Source organism: Neisseria oralis, from assembly GCF_045062685.1.
Lineage (GTDB): Bacteria > Pseudomonadota > Gammaproteobacteria > Burkholderiales > Neisseriaceae > Neisseria > Neisseria oralis.
Genome location: NZ_JBJGEB010000087.1, coordinates 1 through 253, shown reverse-complemented (window position 1 = coordinate 253; position 253 = coordinate 1). Strand labels below are relative to the sequence as shown.

2 pseudogenes are annotated in these 253 nt (G+C 58.5%); both read right to left on the bottom strand.

Going from position 1 to position 253, the window contains the following annotated elements:
- Positions 1-172, bottom strand: a pseudogene (locus ACI43T_RS12185) (arylesterase); the annotation flags it as partial.
- Positions 162-253 (bottom strand): annotated as a pseudogene (locus ACI43T_RS12180) (DNA-3-methyladenine glycosylase I); the annotation flags it as partial. The pseudogenes ACI43T_RS12185 and ACI43T_RS12180, both read right to left, overlap by 11 nt.

The following is a 253-nucleotide window of genomic DNA, read 5'->3' as shown; positions in this document are numbered from 1 at the left end:
CGTCAGGGTTTGCGCCGTAGCCGAAGGTGAGCGAATCGCCCAAGGCAAGTACGGTGCTTCCTTCGGGAATTTTGGCGTGGGTTCGGGCGGATTTTCTGCCGCAGGCGGTAAGGAGCAACGCGCCTGCGCCGAGGAGGAAGGTTCTTCTGTTCATTGGTTTTTCAGATGGCATCGAGCCATTTCGGGTGGTATTTCAGGGTTTCGCGGTAAACCGGACAGCTTTCGGCGTGCGCGCCTTTGAGGTAGCCGGTAC